Here is a 13,837-nt window from a genome sequence, read left to right as displayed (position 1 = left end):
GGGGCGGGCCGTTCACGCCGCGCGAATGTCGGCAGTGAACGGCCCGCCGTTCGCGAAGAGTGTGGACAAAACGCCGGGGTCGTTCAGGGGGACTTGGATGGGTCCGGCGCGTTTTGTCCGTTGAGGCTCAGCTGGTTTTGCTGACGACGACGCGGGCGGGGCGGACGAGTCGGTCGCCCATGCGGAAGCCCCGCTGGTACACCTGGACGATCACGTCGTCTTGTTCGCCGGGGATGACCTGCAGCGCTTCGTGCCATTGCGGGTCGAACGCTTCGCCTTCCTGGCCGGTGGCTTCGAGGCCGAGGTTCGCGAAGATGCGCAGCACGGTGGCCTGCACGGCCTGCACGCCGGGGATGAGTTTGGCGGGGTCGCCGCTGCCCATGGTGACGGCGCGGTCGAGGTCGTCGTACACGGGCATGAGCGCTTCGGCGGCTTTGGCGACGCCCTGGCCCTGCGCGTCCTGCACGTCCTGCTGCGTGCGGCGGCGGTAGTTGTCGAAGTCGGCGGCGAGGCGGCCGAGTTTGCCTTTCAGTTCGGCGTTTTCGCGTTCCAGCTCGTCGACTTTGCCGAGCTTCTCCATCATTTCCTGAACCTGCGCGAACATGCCCTCGTCGAGGTCCGGCATGCCGTCGGTACCGTCTTCGAGTTCGTCGATTTCGTCCTGCACGTCGGGCGTGGCGTCCTGCGCTTCGGTGTCGAGGTCGCCGGGTTGCGCGTTGATGGTTTTCTTGTCGTCGTTCGTCACGGGGTTCTCCTGAAGGGGGTGCGCGTCAAGCGGAAGGGGGAGAGGGGAGGGGGGTGTCCCGCCTCGGCCTCTCCCCGAACGTCATGGTGCGTGCGAATCAGTCGGCGGGTTTGAAGTCCGCGTCGATGACGTCGTCGTCCTTCCGGGTGTTCACCGTCGGGCCGCTGTCCGGCGCGCCGGTCTGGGCGGCGCCCTGGTTCGCGGTCATGAAGCTGCGCAGTTCCTCTTCGAGGGCTTTCTGGGCGGCGTCGATCTTGGCGTCGTCGTCGCTGCGTACGGCTTCCTCGGCGGCGTCGGCGGCGGCCTTGAGTTTGTCCTTGGCGCCCTGGTCGGCGTTCTGGGCTTCGTCAAGCTGCTGCACGGCCTGGATGCGGAGGCTGTCGAGGGCGTTGCGCTTCTCGACTTTCTCTTTGCGGGCCTTGTCGGCGGCGGCGTTCTGCTCGGCTTCCTGCACCATCTTCTCGACGTCGGTCTTGTCGAGGGTGGTGGTGTTCTCGATGCGGATGCTGGCTTCCTTGCCGCTGGTCTTTTCCTTCGCGGTGACGTGCAGGATGCCGTTCGCGTCGATGTCGAAGGTCACTTCGATCTGCGGCTGGCCGGCGCGCATGGGGGGGATGCCTTCGAGCTTGAAGCGGCCGAGGCTCTTGTTGTCGGCGGCCATGGGGCGTTCGCCCTGCAGCACCACGATTTCCACGCCGGGCTGGTTGTTCTCGGCGGTGGTGTAGACCTCGGTCTTCTTGGCGGGGACGGGGGTGTTGCGGGTGATCATGGGGGCGATCATGCCGCCCTTGACTTCCACGCCGAGCGTGAGGGGCGTGACGTCCACGAGGACGATGTCGCCGAGGGCGCTGTCGCCCTGGATGATGCCGGCCTGCACGGCGGCGCCGAGCGCGACGGCTTCGTCGGGGTTGACGCTTTCGTTGGGCGTCTTGCCGATGATGTCCTGCACGATGCGTTTCACGGCGGGGATGCGGGTGCTGCCGCCCACGAGGATCACTTCATTGATGTCGCTCGGGGAGAGCTTCGCGTCGCTCAGCGCCTGCTGCACGGGCTCGCGGACGCGGCGGAGCAGGTCGCTGGTGAGCTCCTCGAACTTCGCGCGGCTGAGGGTGCGTTCGAGGTGCTGCGGCGTGCGCGTTTCCGGGTCGAAGGTGATGAACGGCAGGCTGATCGTCGTTTCGGACGCGCTGGACAGTTCGATCTTGGCCTTTTCGGCCGCTTCGATGAGGCGCTGCAGGGCCTGGGGGTCCTTGCGCAGGTCGAAGGTGTGGTCGCGCTGGAATTCACCGGCGAGCCAGTCGACGATGCGCTGGTCGAAGTCCGCGCCGCCGAGGTGCGTGTCGCCGCTGGTGCTCTTCACTTCGAAGACGCCGTCGCCGAGTTCGAGGATGGTCACGTCGAAGGTGCCGCCGCCGAGGTCGAACACGAGGACGGTTTCGTTGCCTTTGCGCTCGAGGCCGTAGGCGAGGGCCGCGGCGGTGGGTTCGTTGATGACGCGCAGCACGTTGAGGCCCGCGATTTCACCGGCCTGCTTGGTGGCTTCGCGCTGGCTGTTGTCGAAGTACGCGGGGACGGTAATGACGACGTCCTTGATCTTCTCGCCGAGTTTGGCGCTGGCGTCGTTCACGAGTTTGCGCAGGACTTCGGCGCTGACCTGTTCGGGCGCGTAGTCCTTGCCGGCCACTTCAATGCGGACGCTGCCGCCGGGGCCTTCCTTGACTTTGAAGGGGCTCCGCGCAGCTTCCTCGCGGATTTCATCCCAGCGGCGGCCGATGAAGCGTTTGACTTCGAACAGGGTGGCCTGGGGGTTGAGGGCGGCCTGGCGGCGGGCGATCTGGCCGACGAGGCGCTCGTCGCCTTTGTACGCGACGACGCTGGGCGTGGTACGCGCGCCTTCGGCGTTGACGATCACTTCGGGTTTGCCGCCTTCCATGACGGCGATGACGCTATTGGTGGTGCCGAGGTCGATACCGACTGCTTTGGGCATGGATGACTCCTTGATGGTGAGGATTCTGTTTCTGGGGTCGGAAACAGTTCTGAACGAGGACCATCATAAGGCCACAGTTTCCCAGAGTCAATAGACTTGAGTGAGGTACACTCAACTTAAGCAGGGATGAACCAAACCCTGAACCGTTGCATAAGCCGCGAATGCCTCGCCGCACACGGCGTACAGTAAACTCATGACCCCAGCAACACCGAGGCCGCGCGCGTGAAACGCGCCACCTGGGGCTGGCTGCTCCTCGGCCTGGCCGTCACCCTCCTGCTCACCGCCAGCCTCACCATGCCCCGCGCCCCCAGCGGCCTGATCGACGTCACCCAACTGGAGCGCGCCGTGCAGGGCGGGCAGATCCGCAGCCTGATCCTCACCCCACAGGACAACACCGTCGCCCTCACCGGACGCTACAGCGACGGCACCTCCTTCCAGAGCCGCGCGCTCGCCAGCGACCCCCTGCTCAACCTCAGCACCCTGCGCGCCCGCGGCGTCGACGTCACCCTCGCGCAGGTCAGCCGCGTCAACTGGCTCGGCGTCACCAGCACCACCCTCACCGTCCTCCTGATCCTCGCGCTGCTCTACCTCCTGCTCCGCCAGGGCCGCGCCGCGCCCGAAAACCCCGCGAACAGCTTCGGGCGGTCACGGGCGACGGTGGTGCGGGAAGGGCAGGTGAAGCTGACGTTCGCGGACGTGGCCGGCTGCGACGAAGCGAAAACCGACCTGACCGAAGTGGTGGACTTCCTGCGGCACCCGGAACGCTACCACCAGCTGGGCGCGCGCATCCCTCACGGGTTGCTGCTGGTCGGCCCGCCTGGCAGCGGCAAGACCCTGCTCGCCAAGGCCGTCGCCGGCGAAGCGGGCGTGCCGTACTTCAGCATCAGCGGCAGCGACTTCGTCGAGATGTTCGTCGGCGTTGGCGCCGCGCGCGTCCGTGACCTATTCGAGCAGGCCAAGAAGCAGACCCCCTGCATCGTCTTCATCGACGAGATCGACGCGGTGGGCCGCAAGCGCGGCACCGGCCTCAACGGCGGCAACGACGAACGCGAGCAGACCCTCAACCAGCTGCTCGTCGAAATGGACGGCTTCGGCACCACCCATGACGTGATCGTGCTGGCCGCCACCAACCGCCCCGACGTGCTCGACGCGGCGCTGCTGCGCCCCGGCCGCTTCGACCGGCAGGTGGTGGTGGACGCCCCGGACGTGCGCGGCCGCGAGATGATCCTCAAGATCCACGCCCGCAAAAAACCCCTGGACCCCACCGTCGACCTCGCCCTCGTCGCCCGCCGTACCCCCGGCATGGTTGGCGCCGACCTCGAAAACCTCCTCAACGAAGCCGCCCTCCAGGCCGCCCGCAACGGCCGCAAACGCATCACCACCCCGGACGTCGAGCACGCCCGCGACCGCGTGCTGATGGGCCCAGAACGCAAGAGCCGCGTCATCGCCGCCAACGATAAACGCCTCACCGCGTACCACGAGGTCGGGCACGCCCTCGTCGCGCACCTGCTGCCGCACGCCGACCCGCTGCACAAACTCACCATCGTCCCCCGTGGCCGCGCGCTCGGCTTCGCCGCGTACACCCCCAAGGACCGCCTGCACCACACCCGCGCCGCCCTCACCGACCGCCTGTGCGTCGCCCTCGCCGGGCAGGCCGCCGAGCAGCTCGCGTACGGCACCATCACGACCGGCGCGCAAAGCGACCTGCAGCAGGCCACCGGCATCGCGCGGCGCATGATCACCGAGTGGGGCATGAGCGACACCCTCGGGCACGCCGCGCTCGCGCAGGAGCACGAAAGCTACCTGGGCGGCATGACCAGCGCCCTGAACGTCAGCGAGCACACCGCGCAGCGCATCGACGCCGAAGTCCGCGACCTCCTCGACGGGCAGTTCGAGCGCGCCCTCGCCCTGCTCACCGAGCATGCCCACACCCTGCACCGCCTCACCGACACGCTGATCACCCGCGAGACGCTCAGCGCCGAAGAGTTCCAGACCGTCGTGGACGGCGGCACCCTCCCCGACCTCGAACGCTCCGACGACGCCGCGCAGGGCGGTCCCCCCGCCCTCGGCAAACTCAGCCCCGGCGGCGCCTGACCCCCAGCGGCCCTCAGCAGGAAGCGAGCGGACGGCAGAGCCCTGCCGTCCGCTTGCCTGTCCACGCGCCTATGTGCCCGAAGTGCGGTCCAGGGTGACCGCCGCGGTGCATGACCCCGTCTGCGTGGAACGGCCCGCCTGCAGCGTCAGCGTGCCCGCAAGGGTGCTCGCGTCCGGCCGCGCCTGCCGCACCGTGCAGGTGAACAGCGCCGCGTCCCCACCACTCGACCACGCGAAACTCAGTTCGTTCGTGAGGGTGTTCAGCGTCACGCCGCTGCCGCCCGACAGGCGCATCTGCAGGCGCTGCGCCGCACTCATGCTGCTGAACGTCGCGCCCTCGTTCACGAGCGCCGCCACCGGCACGACGATACTCGTCGTTGACCCGCTCACGACGCCCTGCACCCGCCACACCTGCCCGGCGCGGAGTGGCAGCGCACTCAACGACACGTCCGCGACGTTCGCCTGCGCGTCCGTCACGTGGAACGCCACGCCCGACTGCGTCACCGGCGCGCACGCCCCCAACCCCAGCCCCAGCGCCAGCGGCGCCGCCCACCTCAATCCCCCCATACCCCCAGGCTAGCAGGGTCCGCCCACGCGCGCAGCCCAAACGAACGTCTGTTACCCTGAAGCGTGAACCTCACCGCGTACCACGGCCTGCACCTCCAGCTCCACGACGGTGGGCTGCTCGAAATCGTCCTCCGCAACGACAAGACCCTCAACAGCGCCGACGCCCACACCCACAAGGAACTCGCGTACGTCTGGCGCGACATCGACGCCAGCGACGACGTCCGCGCCGTCCTGATCCGCGGCGAAGGGCGCGGCTTCTCGTCCGGCGGCGACTTCGAACTCATCGAGGAAATGAGCCGCGACTTCACCGCCCTCACGCGCGTATGGAAGGAGGCCCGCGACCTCGTCTACAACGTCATCAACTGCAGCAAACCCATCGTCAGCGCCATCCACGGCCCCTGCGTCGGCGCGGGCCTCGCCGTCGCCCTCCTCGCGGACGTCAGCATCGCCACGCCCACCGCCCGCATCCTCGACGGCCACACCCGCCTCGGCGTCGCCGCTGGCGACCACGCCGCCATCATCTGGCCGCTGCTGTGCGGCCTGAACAAAGCCAAATACCACCTGCTGCTCAACGAACCCCTCAGCGGCGCAGAAGCCGAACGCATCGGCCTCGTGAGCCTCTGCGTGCCCGAAGACGAACTGCTCGACCGCGCGTGGGCCGTCACGCGCAAACTCGCCAGCGGCAGCCCCACCGCCGTCCGCTGGACGAAATACGCCCTGAACAACTGGCTGCGCGCCATGGGCCCCACCTTCGACACCAGCCTCGCCCTCGAATTCCTCGGCTTCACCGGCCCGGACGTTCGCGAAGGCCTCGCCAGCCTCCGCGAGAAACGCGAACCGAACTTTCAGGAACAAGCACCCCTGTAACGCCAACCCACGCACCGCCGCGCGGGTGAGGCCCTGACCTCACCCGCGCTTGTTACCCTGAGCGCATGCTTCTGGCCTTCGACCTCGACGGCACCCTCCTCCCCGACACCGGCCGCACCATCCCCGCGGCCACCGCGGAGGCCCTCGCGCGCCTCCGCGCCCTCGGCGTCAAGATCGCCATCATCACCGGCCGCGACGTCGTCCCACCCACCGTCCTCGACGCCATCCACCCGCACGGCATCGCCACGAACAACGGCGGACGCATCATCATCGACGACCACGTCCACGCCGAAGCGACCTTCACGCCCGAGGACCTCCGCGCTGTCCTCGACCACGCCCTGCCCGGTGCGCGCGTCGTCGCGTTCGGCCGCGACGCCCTGTACCTCGACCATCCCCGCGGCGAGGAACTCGCCCCGTGGCTCAAGGAACGCGACACGCGCCCCCTTAGTGACGCCGTGAACGACACCATCCTCAAAGTCGGCTTCTACCACCCCAACGTGCACGAACACGCCGGTACCCTGCGCGGCTCCCACCCGCACCTCACCCTCACGGGCGCGCAGGCCCCCTACCCGGAATTCCTGACCGTCACCCCGCAAGACGCGCACAAGGGCGCCGCACTGTCCGCCCTCGCCGCGGCGCTCGGTGTGCCCCTCGCGGACACCGTCGCGTTCGGCGACAGCGACAACGACGTCGCCATGCTCAGCATCGCCGGACGCGCCGTGCAGGTCGGCGACCTGCCCCTCCTGCGCGACGTCGCCCACGAAACCGTCAGTGGCCCCGACACGCTCGCCGCGTACCTCACCGGCCTCGCCGACGGCCTCGAAGCCGAACAGCAGCGCTGACCGCACCCCGCGCCGGGCTGACGGGCCCGGCGCGTCACTGCAGATGCAGGTGCCGGTTCAGAAACCCCGGCGCGTCACTCGCGTGATGCGCCACCACCAGCACGTGCGTGCCGCCCGCCACCAGATGCGCCAGCAGCGCACTCAGACGCGCGCGCGCATCCGCATCCAGGAAATCGAACGGCTCGTCCAGCAGCAACAACGCCGGCGCATGCACGGTCGCGCGCGCCAGCAACAACCGCTTGAGCTGCCCCTGCGACAGCGTATCGGCATGACGGTCCAGCAGGTCCGACACCCCGAGGCGCGCGGTCACGTCCGCCACGCGCGCCGCCTGCTCGGGCGTCAGGTCCGGCCCGGTCCCGCGCTCGCCTGTGAAGCCCGACGCGACCACCGCCCAGCCCGTCCAGTCCCGCGCAAGGTCCACCTGCGCTTCCGCCGACACCCACCCGATCCGCCGCGCCCGCTCCGCCCGCGTATCCCGGCGCAGGAACGGCCGCGCCACCACCCCGCCCACCGCCGGGAACACCTCGCCCGCCAGCGTCCGCACCAGCGTGCTCTTGCCCGCGCCGTTCCCGCCCGTCACCAGCCAGTGCTCCCCGGTCCGCCACGTGAACGACAACGGCCCCACCGCCAGCTGGTCCCCCCGGTACACACCGGCGTTCTCCAGCCGCACCAGCACCTCCCCGGTCAGCGCGTCCGACACGGCCGCCACGGCCGGCGCGGCCTCCGGCGAGGCACTCGGCCGCGCCACCCGCCCCCCCTCCAGGTGCAGCCGTGACCACGCCAGACGCGGCGCGTCCGACGGACGGTGCGTGGCCAGCACCACCGCCACACCCGACGCGGCCACGCCCTCCACCACCTCACCCAGCCGCGCCCGCGCGGCCGCGTCCAGCCCGTCCGTGAACTCATCCAGCAGCAGCGCCACCGGCTCGCGCATCAGCGCCCGCGCCAGCGTCACCCGGCGCCGCTGCCCATGCGACAACGCCTGCACGTCCCGGTCCAGCAACGCCGTCAGGAACGTCCACTCCGCCACGTCCGCCAGCCGCGCCTGCGCCTCCGGCGTCGGCACCCACAACCGCTGCGTCCCCCCATCCCACGCCGCCAGCAGCGAATCCCGCACGGACTGCGCCCACGACCGCGTCAGGTAGAACGCCTCCTCACGCGGACTCACCAGCGCGATCCGCGCGAGCGCCCGCACCGCCGACGACCGCCGCGCCCCGTCCAGCACGTACGCCCGCGACCCCGCCGTCGGTGCGACCTCGCCGCGCAGTACACGCAGCAACGTGCTCTTGCCCGCGCCGTTCCCGCCCGTCAGCAACCACGCACTCCCCGGCGTCAGACCGAACGTCACGTCCTGCAGGGCCCACGCGCCCTCCACGCGCACACCCACGCTCTCCAACTGCACCAGCGGCTCCACCGCGCCAGTCTAAGGACGAGGCGCCTGAGGCGCTGAACGGCTGCCTAGGAGTAAGATCCCGGACGCCGGCGGCATTCAAGACCGACGCAGCGCCCGGAGGTCCTCCGAAGTCAGCGTCGGAACAGTCCACCCCTGCGCGCGCATATGCTCAGCAAAATCCACGGCGATGGCGACGTCATAGCCCTGCACGTAATACGGCAGGTCGGAAGGCCATAACCAAATCCCGTCCGTCAACAGCGTCAAGCCACCGATGATGTGACGTTCTGGTGACCTGAAAATGTCCACGCTCACCCCGGCAGCAACAGCGTAAAGGTGCCCGTTCAACAGATACGCCACCACCTTTGCCTTCTGCGGAGACGGGGAATGCAGGTAATCTTGAATGGATGGTTCTCCGGGTCGCCCGTCCCCATGCCCCAGCTCCCTGAAAAATCCGGCCGGTCGCAACATGCGCTGAGCCTACTGGAAGGACCCGAACCGAGCTGCTGGTTGCCTGAACTCGGTACACTGCTCGGGTGCGCGTTCTGAATTTCAGCAGCAACGTGTTCCTGCTCGACAGCCCCGACGGGCGCCTCATCGTGGACGCGGGCCTGTTCACGCACGCCCCGGCATTCGCGCGCGTGCTGCGGCAGTACCAGCCGGACGCGCTGCTCATCACGCATCACCACATTGACCACCGAGGGGGCGCGCATCTGGCCGCGCGTGCAGGCATCCCGATCTTCATGCACGCCCTGGACGTGCCGTACGTGACCGGCGAGCGCTTCCGCTTGCCGTACCCGGCGGGCATGCCCCAGGTGGGCGCGGCCCTGGCGCGGGCGCACCCGCGCGTGCCGGAGCGCGCGATCCGCACGGTCCTGCCGGGCGACGACCTGCTGGGGCACACGGTCCTGCACCTGCCGGGGCACACGCACGGGCAGGTGGGCGTGCTGGTGCGCGGGGGCGAGGTGGCGCTCGTGGCGGACGCGCTGATCAGCCGTGCGGGACAGGCCCGGCTGCCCCGCACGGCATACAACGACGATCCCGGCGCGGCGCTGCATACGCTGCGGGACATCACGCAGCTGGGCGCGCGGACGGTCTGGAGCGGGCACGGGCCGGCGCTGCCGATGCAGGCCGTCCGGGACCGACTGGTGCGGGACCTGTAAACGTCTAGAGCGTGTGCTCATGGCGGTCAGCCGGATGTTCATTGATCCGTGAAAGCAACGGAGTGACCTCACACCCACGACAAGGCCATGGCTAAGGTGATCATGACCAGATCGTGCACCTGCCGTTTGTCATACCGAGTGGCCAGACGTCGGAATCGTTTGAGTTTCACGATGGCGCGTTCCACCTGGTTGCGTTCGCGATACACGCTCTGGTCATCGTTCGCCGGGCGCCGGTGATCTCGTTTCGGGGGAATCACCGCTCGGATGCCCCGTCGCCGCAGTTCCTTACGCGCGACCCCGTTGCTGTATCCGCGATCCCCTACCAATTGACGCGGTCGTGATCTGGGTCGTCCTTGCCCAGTGCGTTTAACGCGCCCACGTTCCAACAGCGGGACAAAACCCACCATCTCATGGCGTTCCCCGCCCGTGAGCAGGACGGCCAAGGGCTTCCCACCGCCTTCGCATTTCAGGTGAATTTTGGTGCTGAACCCACCGCGTGAACGTCCCAGGGCTTCATGCTGCTGGCCACCCCGTGCGCCCGCCGCGTGATGGTGCGTACGGATCACGGTGCTGTCGATGAATTGCGTGTCCCAGTCAATCTGGTGCTGTTCATCTGCAATTTGCTGAAGGCAGCTCAACAGCTGTTGCCAGATGCCCGCTCGACTCCAGCGATAGAACCGGGTCGAGATGGAACTCCAGTGGCCGTAGTAGGGTGGGAGGTCACGCCAGGGCGCACCGGTACGCAACAACCAGAGGACCGCGTTGACAAAGTTTCGGTGATTGATACGGGGTCGGCCACCGAACCCCTGCGGTGAGGGAAGATGGGGTTGGAACGCCGCCCATTGGGCGTCGGTGAGGTCGTGACGATGCAGCATGAGACCGAAGGTAGACCCGTTACCCTTGAGAAATGCCACTGGTCCCCTTGGTTCAACAGGCGTTCCGTGACGAGCAGCCGGGGGAAGCACTGCGCCTGTTGGTGCGTGACCTGCATACGCAAGGTTGGTCAAAGGCGCAACTGTACCGGGCATTCTTGGCGTTGTTCGAGGAAACGCAGGCGTGGACACCCTCGGGGGACGAACGGGAGGTGTTGGAAACCTGCGTCCTTGATGCTCTTGTGGGGTGGTGCGCGCCGGCCTGGCGGCTCCTCCCCGAAGAGCCGGATGTCCGTGAGCACACGCTCTAGCGGGTGACGAGCAGCGCCCCGGCGAACGCGAGCGCGACGCCCGCCCACTGCGTGGGGCGCAGGTGCTCGCGCAGCACCACAACGGCGAGCAGGGTCGTGAAGGCGGGGTACAGGCTCGTCAGCAGACCCGCGATGCTGAGCTTCCCGGCCTGCGCGGACAGCAGGTAGAAGAAGTTCCCGAGGGCGTCGCCGGGCAGCGCGGCGAGGACGAGTGCGGGCCGCTGCGGGCGCAGGCCTTCGCGCAGGGTCACGAGCGGCACGATGACGGCGCTGCTGGCGAGGCGCGCGGCGGCGAGCGGCCAGTACACGCCCCCTTTCGCCTGGGCGAGCATGACGAAGAACAGCCCGAAGCCGAGACCGGCGAGGACGCCGAGCAGTACGCCGCCGCGACCGCCGGTGCCGGGCGTGGCGCTCAGCAGGCCAGTCCCCGCGAGGATCAGGAGGGCACCGCCCGCGGCGAGCGGCGTGAGGACCTCGCCGCTCGCCACGCCGACGACGACGGGCACGAGGGCGCTGAGCGCGCCGGCGGTGACGCTCACGGTGCCCATCGGGCCGAGCGCGAGCGCGCGGTAGAACGCAAGCACCGCAACGAGCCCCACGAGGCCCGCCGCGAGGCCCCACGCGAGGTCCCGGGCGGGCGGGAGCGCCTCGCCGGTGAGGGCGGCGAGCAACGTGAACGCGAGAATCGCGACAGGATGCGTGAGGGCCACCACGCGCGTGGGGGAGTCGTGGCGGCTCGCGAGACCGCCGAGGAAGTCGCCCACGCCGTACGTAAGTGCCGAAGCCAGCCCGAACCCTGCCGCGCCCATGTTCACGCGCGCAACGCTACCACGCGCAGTGACCTCCGCCCAAAAAGGGCCGGGAGGGCTGCTCGCCCTCCTGGCCCTTCCACGCGCTCGTGCTTACGCGCCGAGGACCTCGCGGCCACCCAGGTACGGGCGCAGTGCGGCTGGAACACGGACGGTGCCGTCCGCCTGCTGGTGGACTTCCAGGAACGGCACGAGAATGCGCGGCGACGCGATGCCGGTGTTGTTCAGCGTGTGCGGGAACTGCATGCGGCCCGCCTCGTCGCGGTAGCGGATGCCGGTGCGGCGCGCCTGCCAGTCGCCGAGGTACGAGCAGGAGTGCGTCTCGCGGTACTTCTCTTCGCTGGGCACCCAGCATTCCAGGTCGTACATCAGGACCTTCCCGGCGCCCATGTCGCCCGTGCAGTTCTGCAGCACGCGGTACGGGAGTTCCAGGCCGCGCAGGATCGTCTCGGCGTTCCCGAGGAGCCGCTCGAACATCGCGAGGCCTTCGGCTTCGTCAGCGCGGGTGATGACGTACTGCTCGACCTTCTTGAACTCGTGCACGCGCATCAGGCCGCGCACATCCCGACCGGCGCTGCCCGCTTCGCTGCGGAACGCTGCCGAGATCGCCGCGTACGTGACGGGCAGGTCCGCTTCCGCGAGGACCTCACCGGCGTGGAGGCTGTTCACGGGCACTTCGGCGGTGCCGGCGAGCATCAGGTCTGCGCCCTCGATCTTGTACACCTGGTCCTCGCCGCCGGGGAAATGCCCAGTGCCGACGAGCGTGTCCGGGCGGACGAGCGCGGTGGTGCTCACGAGCGTGAAGCCCGCGTCGGCGAGCGTGTCGAGGGCGTAGTTGATGATCGCCTGCTCCAGGCGCACGGCGTCGCCCTTCAGGAGGTAGCTGCGGCTGCCGGACACGCGCGCCACGCGTTCCAGGTCCGCCCAGCCGTGTTTCTCGAGGAGCTGCACGTGGTCGAGCGGCGTGAAGCTGAATGTCGGCAGGGTGCCTTCGCGGCGCAGCTCGACGTTCTCGCTGTCGTCCCGGCCGACCGGCACGGACGGGTGCGGGATGTTCGGGACGCGCAGCAGCAGCTGCTTGAGGGCGTCTTCATGGGCGCGCAGCGCGGGCTCCTGCGCGCGGATCTCCTCGGCGAGGTCCTTGCCGCGCGCGATAAGCGCCGCGCGTTCGTCGGCGCCCGCTTTCGGCACGAGTTTCGCGTTGGCGTTGCGTTCCGCCTGGAGGGTTTCCAGGCGCGCGCGCAGTTCCACGAGTTCGCGGTCCACGCGCAGGAGCTCGTCCAGGTCGAGCGGCACGCCCTTGACCTGGATGGCGTGCCGGACGGTGTCGGCGTTGTCACGGATGAATTTCAGATCCAGCATGGTTGTCCTGCTTCCGGGAGAGTGGGTGCGCGGGGCGTTACTGTTCGACGGTGCGGGGCACGAGGATGAAGCCGTCGTGCGTGTCGTGCGCGAGACTGAGCGCGACCGCCTGCGAGAACGTCTCGCCGGGCTCGTCGGCGCGCAGGATGTTCACGAGGTCCACGGGACGCTGCATCTCCTCGACGCCAGTCGTGTCGAGCGCCTGAAGCTGCTCGAAGTACCCGAGGATGCGGTTGAGGTCGCCGCGCATCGCCTCGGTCTCGTCGTCGCTGAGGTGAAGGCGCGCCAGCGTCTTGAGGTGCTCCATTTCAGCGGCGTCAATCATGACGAGGATTATAAACAAGCCGCTGCGCGCACGCCGTCCGCGATGTTCACGGGCGGCGTCTGCGCCACATGAACGGGAGGCCGATCAGCCATAACACCGCCAGGGCCGTCAGGGCGAGTGGCGCCAGTTCCGCCGGGGAGGCCGGGCTGGTGATGATCAGGACGTCCACGGTGCGGCTCTGCGGTGGATGCAGGGCCTGCCACTGCCCCTCTAGGGCGGCCAGGGCGCGCCAGGACGCCGCGAGCAGCGCGACGAAGGTTACGCCAGCAGCCAGCGGCTGCCACACCCACCCGGCGCCCCGTGCCCGGGGCCGGCCACGCCACACCTGCGAGAGGATCAGGCCCGCCACCGCCCCCGAGAGGGCGGTCTTCGCGCGCTGGGCACCGAAGGCGCCCAGCACCTCTGGCGTCAACGCGTGCGCGGACAGCGCGGCGGCGAGCAGCGCACCTATCGCCGCGCCAAGCAGAACACTGAGCAGCCGCGTCATGCGCCACAGGGTAAAC

The 13,837-nt window shown here is 69.0% G+C and carries 15 protein-coding genes; 5 read left to right on the top strand and 10 right to left on the bottom strand.

All coding sequences use genetic code 11. From position 1 onward, the window contains the following. Window positions 1-127: 127 nt before the first annotated feature. Together DEIMA_RS12720 and dnaK are read right to left on the bottom strand one after the other, a co-directional pair. On the bottom strand, window positions 128-745 hold the full coding sequence (locus DEIMA_RS12720; RefSeq protein ID WP_013557673.1) for a nucleotide exchange factor GrpE: 618 nt from the start codon (window positions 743-745) through the stop codon (window positions 128-130). Window positions 746-842: 97 nt separating this feature from the next. Then, window positions 843-2,732 (bottom strand): molecular chaperone DnaK, encoded by a 1,890-nt coding sequence (gene dnaK, locus DEIMA_RS12715; RefSeq protein ID WP_013557672.1) that lies wholly within the window; start codon window positions 2,730-2,732, stop codon window positions 843-845. A 222-nt stretch (window positions 2,733-2,954) separates the two neighbouring features. Between dnaK and ftsH the strand changes: the two genes are divergently transcribed. Then, entirely contained in the window at window positions 2,955-4,826 is a 1,872-nt protein-coding gene (ftsH, locus tag DEIMA_RS12710; RefSeq protein ID WP_013557671.1) for an ATP-dependent zinc metalloprotease FtsH, read from the top strand. Between the two features lie 69 nt (window positions 4,827-4,895). On the opposite strand, the gene DEIMA_RS12705 is transcribed toward ftsH, so the two are convergent. Beyond that, window positions 4,896-5,393, bottom strand: a complete 498-nt coding sequence (locus tag DEIMA_RS12705) for a hypothetical protein (RefSeq protein ID WP_013557670.1) — start codon at window positions 5,391-5,393, stop codon at window positions 4,896-4,898. Window positions 5,394-5,456: 63 nt separating this feature from the next. Here DEIMA_RS12705 and DEIMA_RS12700 point away from each other — a divergent pair, with 63 nt between their 5' ends. Together DEIMA_RS12700 and DEIMA_RS12695 are read left to right on the top strand one after the other, a co-directional pair. Then, window positions 5,457-6,260, top strand: coding sequence for an enoyl-CoA hydratase/isomerase family protein (locus tag DEIMA_RS12700; protein WP_013557669.1), 804 nt, complete (start codon window positions 5,457-5,459; stop codon window positions 6,258-6,260). Between the two features lie 65 nt (window positions 6,261-6,325). Further along, a complete protein-coding gene (locus tag DEIMA_RS12695) occupies window positions 6,326-7,102 on the top strand; it encodes an HAD hydrolase family protein (RefSeq protein ID WP_013557668.1) in 777 nt (258 codons plus the stop codon). 34 nt (window positions 7,103-7,136) lie between these two features. Here the strand turns inward: DEIMA_RS12695 and DEIMA_RS18875 are convergent, their stop codons facing one another. Both DEIMA_RS18875 and DEIMA_RS17965 read right to left on the bottom strand, forming a co-directional pair. After that, window positions 7,137-8,516: an ATP-binding cassette domain-containing protein gene (locus DEIMA_RS18875; RefSeq protein ID WP_043816734.1), complete on the bottom strand. Its 1,380-nt coding sequence runs from the start codon at window positions 8,514-8,516 to the stop codon at window positions 7,137-7,139. Between the two features lie 75 nt (window positions 8,517-8,591). Then, entirely contained in the window at window positions 8,592-8,963 is a 372-nt protein-coding gene (locus DEIMA_RS17965; RefSeq protein WP_043816732.1) for a hypothetical protein, read from the bottom strand. 65 nt (window positions 8,964-9,028) lie between these two features. Between DEIMA_RS17965 and DEIMA_RS12680 the strand changes: the two genes are divergently transcribed. Further along, window positions 9,029-9,655: an MBL fold metallo-hydrolase gene (locus DEIMA_RS12680; RefSeq protein ID WP_013557666.1), complete on the top strand. Its 627-nt coding sequence runs from the start codon at window positions 9,029-9,031 to the stop codon at window positions 9,653-9,655. A gap of 68 nt (window positions 9,656-9,723) precedes the next feature. Here DEIMA_RS12680 and DEIMA_RS17365 read toward each other — a convergent pair whose 3' ends face one another. Next, a complete protein-coding gene (locus DEIMA_RS17365; RefSeq protein ID WP_083810903.1) occupies window positions 9,724-10,527 on the bottom strand; it encodes an IS5 family transposase in 804 nt (267 codons plus the stop codon). 35 nt (window positions 10,528-10,562) lie between these two features. Here DEIMA_RS17365 and DEIMA_RS12675 point away from each other — a divergent pair, with 35 nt between their 5' ends. Then, on the top strand, window positions 10,563-10,838 hold the full coding sequence (locus tag DEIMA_RS12675) for a hypothetical protein (protein ID WP_043816730.1): 276 nt from the start codon (window positions 10,563-10,565) through the stop codon (window positions 10,836-10,838). Here the strand turns inward: DEIMA_RS12675 and DEIMA_RS12670 are convergent. The 4 genes from DEIMA_RS12670 to DEIMA_RS17010 all read right to left on the bottom strand — a co-directional run bounded on the left by DEIMA_RS12670 (window position 10,835) and on the right by DEIMA_RS17010 (window position 13,821). Next, window positions 10,835-11,647 (bottom strand): DMT family transporter, encoded by an 813-nt coding sequence (locus DEIMA_RS12670; RefSeq protein WP_013557664.1) that lies wholly within the window; start codon window positions 11,645-11,647, stop codon window positions 10,835-10,837. The two genes, DEIMA_RS12675 and DEIMA_RS12670, sit on opposite strands and share 4 nt — an antisense overlap. A gap of 93 nt (window positions 11,648-11,740) precedes the next feature. Beyond that, on the bottom strand, window positions 11,741-13,009 hold the full coding sequence (gene serS / locus DEIMA_RS12665) for a serine--tRNA ligase (RefSeq protein ID WP_013557663.1): 1,269 nt from the start codon (window positions 13,007-13,009) through the stop codon (window positions 11,741-11,743). A 37-nt stretch (window positions 13,010-13,046) separates the two neighbouring features. Beyond that, window positions 13,047-13,334: an Asp-tRNA(Asn)/Glu-tRNA(Gln) amidotransferase subunit GatC gene (gene gatC / locus DEIMA_RS12660; protein WP_013557662.1), complete on the bottom strand. Its 288-nt coding sequence runs from the start codon at window positions 13,332-13,334 to the stop codon at window positions 13,047-13,049. A 46-nt stretch (window positions 13,335-13,380) separates the two neighbouring features. Then, window positions 13,381-13,821, bottom strand: coding sequence for a hypothetical protein (locus DEIMA_RS17010; protein ID WP_013557661.1), 441 nt, complete (start codon window positions 13,819-13,821; stop codon window positions 13,381-13,383). Window positions 13,822-13,837: the final 16 nt, after the last annotated feature.

This window comes from Deinococcus maricopensis DSM 21211, from assembly GCF_000186385.1.
Taxonomy (GTDB): Bacteria; Deinococcota; Deinococci; order Deinococcales; family Deinococcaceae; genus Deinococcus_B; species Deinococcus_B maricopensis.
Note: the sequence above shows the minus strand (reverse complement) of the source record. Positions and strands in the feature narration are given on the sequence as shown.

Excerpts from the sequence above, each read along its gene's own strand:
- dnaK (WP_013557672.1), bottom strand. The coding sequence starts at position 2,732 with ATGCCCAAAGCAGTCGGTATCGACCTCGGCACCACCAATAGCGTCATC.
- DEIMA_RS12705 (WP_013557670.1), bottom strand. The coding sequence starts at position 5,393 with ATGGGGGGATTGAGGTGGGCGGCGCCGCTGGCGCTGGGGCTGGGGTTG.
- DEIMA_RS12695 (WP_013557668.1), top strand. The coding sequence starts at position 6,326 with ATGCTTCTGGCCTTCGACCTCGACGGCACCCTCCTCCCCGACACCGGC.
- DEIMA_RS17965 (WP_043816732.1), bottom strand. The coding sequence starts at position 8,963 with ATGTTGCGACCGGCCGGATTTTTCAGGGAGCTGGGGCATGGGGACGGG.
- DEIMA_RS12675 (WP_043816730.1), top strand. The coding sequence starts at position 10,563 with ATGCCACTGGTCCCCTTGGTTCAACAGGCGTTCCGTGACGAGCAGCCG.
- DEIMA_RS12670 (WP_013557664.1), bottom strand. The coding sequence starts at position 11,647 with ATGGGCGCGGCAGGGTTCGGGCTGGCTTCGGCACTTACGTACGGCGTG.
- serS (WP_013557663.1), bottom strand. The coding sequence starts at position 13,009 with ATGCTGGATCTGAAATTCATCCGTGACAACGCCGACACCGTCCGGCAC.
- gatC (WP_013557662.1), bottom strand. The coding sequence starts at position 13,334 with ATGATTGACGCCGCTGAAATGGAGCACCTCAAGACGCTGGCGCGCCTT.
- DEIMA_RS17010 (WP_013557661.1), bottom strand. The coding sequence starts at position 13,821 with ATGACGCGGCTGCTCAGTGTTCTGCTTGGCGCGGCGATAGGTGCGCTG.